Source organism: Streptomyces sp. HSW2009 (genome assembly GCF_040240285.1).
Lineage (GTDB): Bacteria > Actinomycetota > Actinomycetes > Streptomycetales > Streptomycetaceae > Streptomyces.
On record NZ_JBEHZD010000772.1, the window covers coordinates 1 to 2,916 of the forward strand.

At 78.0% G+C, this 2,916-nt stretch carries 3 protein-coding genes; all 3 read right to left on the reverse strand.

Going from position 1 to position 2,916, the window contains the following annotated elements:
* Nucleotides 1-211: 211 nt before the first annotated feature.
* The gene (locus AAHZ94_RS31960; protein WP_349997207.1) at nucleotides 212-517 is read right to left on the reverse strand and encodes a hypothetical protein; all 306 of its coding nucleotides are present in this window, start codon (nucleotides 515-517) and stop codon (nucleotides 212-214) included.
* A 302-nt stretch (nucleotides 518-819) separates the two neighbouring features.
* The gene (locus tag AAHZ94_RS31965; protein ID WP_349997208.1) at nucleotides 820-1,572 is read right to left on the reverse strand and encodes an HAD-IA family hydrolase; all 753 of its coding nucleotides are present in this window, start codon (nucleotides 1,570-1,572) and stop codon (nucleotides 820-822) included.
* Nucleotides 1,573-2,159: 587 nt separating this feature from the next.
* Nucleotides 2,160-2,916 (reverse strand): peptidoglycan-binding domain-containing protein (locus AAHZ94_RS31970; protein ID WP_349997209.1); only part of this gene is annotated, 757 nt, incomplete at its 5' end.

Sequence of the window (2,916 nt, forward strand, 5' to 3'; positions counted from 1 at the left end):
GGATGGCGGGGCGTGTGCTGGGGGGTGGTTCACCCTGCCGACCTGCCCCGGCCCCGTCGCGTGCGGCCCCCCCCCCCGGGGCGCCCGGGGTGGGGGGGGGGCCGCGGAGCCGGGGGCGCCAGCGAGCGTCGGCAGAGCAGGTCAGTTGGCCAGTCGACCAGCCGGCAGATCAGCAGGTCGGCCAATCAGTAGGCCGGCAGGTCGGCAGGTGTCAGCGTGTCAGTGGCGGCGGGCCGGGGGCGGCCGTGCGGCGCGTGGCGCGGTGGTGGCCGCGGAACGGGCGGTGCCCCGGGGGCGCGCACCGGTGCGGCGCCGCCGCGTCGGCCCGGCGGCGCACCTGCTCGGGTTCGACGGTCCACTCGACGCCGCCCCGCTCGGGCCGGATGAACACCAGGAACGTCGTACGCCGCGTCGTCGGCGAGGTGTACGGGCCGGCGTCGGTCAGCACCCCGGTGCGGCCGGTGGTCAGGTCCTCCACGGCATCGCCGATCGCGGCAATGGCCTCGTCCTCGGTCATGCGCCGCACCGGCCGTCCGTCGACGCGGGCCGGGCGGCGGGCCGGACGCCGTGCCACGGGGCGGCGGCCCCCCGGGGGCGCCCCGCGCCGGCGCGGGCGGGCGGCCCGCCCCCCGGGGCGGCGGCCCCGTCCCGTGCGGCGGCCGGCTTCCCCATGGAGGTCATCGGTGCGTACCCCTTCCCAACCCAAGGCTCACGGCGGACCGACACGCACGTGCGCGCCCGCGCGAAGACCAGCCCAGGGTGGGGCACCCGGCACCGCGGTGCGGGGACGACGGCCGGCACGGCGCGTCGGGTAGGAAATCAGCCTGTACCACCGTGCACGGCGGCCGGGGCCCGCGCCGTGCCGCCGTGCCGCTCGGGTGCCTCGCCCCGGCCCGCGCAGGGGGCGATGTGCAGGGTGATGTCACCGGTCGGCAGCGCCTCCACGCGGACCTGGGTGAGGTCGCGCACGTGGGCGGTCGGCTCGTGGGCCGCCGCGCGCGGGCCCACGCCGATGACGCGCATCCCGGCGGAGCGGGCCGCGGCGATGCCCACCTCGGAGTCCTCGAAGGCGACGCAGTCGGCGGGCGCGAAGCCGAGTTCGGCGGCGCCCTTGAGGAAGCCCTCGGGGTCCGGCTTGCTGGCGCTCACGTTCTCGGCGGTGATCCGGGCCCGCGGCATCGGCAGCCGCGCGGCGTCCATCCGGGCCTTGGACAGGCCGCGGTCGGCCGAGGTCACCAGCGCGTGCGGGAGGTCGGCCAGCGCGGCCATGAACTCCGGCGCGCCCTGCACCGGCACCACGCCCGCCACGTCCGAGGTCTCCCATTCGAGCATCCGCGCGTTGTCGACCAGGTTCTCGGCGACCGGCCGGTCGGGGAGGAGCACGGCCATGGTGGCGTGGCCCTGCCGCCCGTGCACGATCTTGATCACGCTGTCGCCGTCGAGCCCGTTCTCATCGGCCCAGCGCCGCCAACAGCGCTCCACGACGGCGTCGGAATTGACGAGCGTCCCGTCCATGTCGAGGAGCAGCGCCTTGACGGCGGTGAGGGTCTGGGACGTGCTCGTGGGAGCCATGGGGCACTCCTGGGCTCGGCGGGGCGCGGCGGTGCGCGGAGGCAAGCGGTTCCGCCCCCGGTCAGGGATGCGGGCGGAACCACTTTGTTCCTCAAACATACAAAGAGACGCCGCCAGACGCCAGCGCCCCCCGTACCAGCGCCGGTGAACAGCTCATAGCAGGCGCGTGACGCGGGAGCGCCGCATCCCGGCGGAAGCCGGTGGCCGCGCCCCGGAGCGCACCGGGCCCGCACCGGAGGGCGGGCGGGGCCGGTACGCCGGGTTGGCCGGGAGCGCCGGCCGCGGCGAGTTGGCCGTGCTGGACGAGGCGGGCGCGCTGGAGGGGACCGGCCGACGGGTGGCCGGGCTGGGTCGGGAGCGCCGGGAGCGCTGGACGGGGCGCCGGGTTGGTGGATGGACCGGCCGGTGGGGCGGGCCGGTGACCGGCCGTGACGCGCGTACGCGTGGGTGCGCGGAGGTGCGGGCGCGCGGAGGTGCGCCCGACGTCCTGGCGTCCCGACCTCCCGACTCCCCGGACCTTCGCGCGCGCGGGGGCGCGCGAAAGTGCGGGCGCGCGGGATGCGCGGGGGTGCCGCCAGGTCGTCGCGTCAGGGCTTGTCCGTACGGGCTTCCAGATAGCTGCGGGTGTGCGGGCCGTAGACGCCCTCGGGGTCGCCGGTGAGGTGGTGGCGGCGCTGGTAGGCGCCGACCGCGTTGGCGACGCCCGTGTCGTAGTCGCCGTCCGCCGAGCCCCCGTACGTCCACGTCTGGCGCAGCCGGTCCTGGAGTTCGGCGACCTCGGGGCCGCTGTCGCCCTGGCGGAGCACGGGCGGGCCGGTCGGGCGCGGCGGGTCGTCGGTCGGGTCCGGCGGGGGCGGTGCGGAGGTGGGGCGGTCGTCGGGCTCGTCGGTCGGCTCGGGGGCCGCGTCGGACGACTGCGCCGCGGTGGGCGAAGGGGAGGCGCTGGGCTCTTCGCTGCTCGGGCTCGACGACGCCGAAGGGGACGCGCTCGCGCCCCCGGACGGCGATGTGGAGGGCGAGGCCGACGGGGAGGCGCTGCTGCTGCCGCCCGGCGTCGGCTTCGGGCTGTCGGTCATCTTGCCGTCCCAGGTCGGCAGGGCCTCGGACGTCGTCTGCTGCCCGTCGGGTGACGTCCCGTCGGCCCGGTCGCCGCCGTCGCCCCCGTCCCCGCCGAGCAACCCCGTACCGAACGCCACGGTGCACACCACGGCGACGAGCACGGCCGCCGCGAGGACGATCGCCACCGGGCGTCGCCGCCGGTGGCCCGCCGGCCGGGCCGCTGGTCCGCCCCCGGCCGCGCCGTCCGGCCCGCGTCCGGAGCCGCCGCCCGGCCCGTACCCGTCG

What these genes read in the sequence shown, in the direction of transcription:
- AAHZ94_RS31960 (WP_349997207.1), bottom strand. Translation starts at nt 517, where the DNA reads ATGACCGAGGACGAGGCCATTGCCGCGATCGGCGATGCCGTGGAGGAC.
- AAHZ94_RS31965 (WP_349997208.1), bottom strand. Translation starts at nt 1,572, where the DNA reads ATGGCTCCCACGAGCACGTCCCAGACCCTCACCGCCGTCAAGGCGCTG.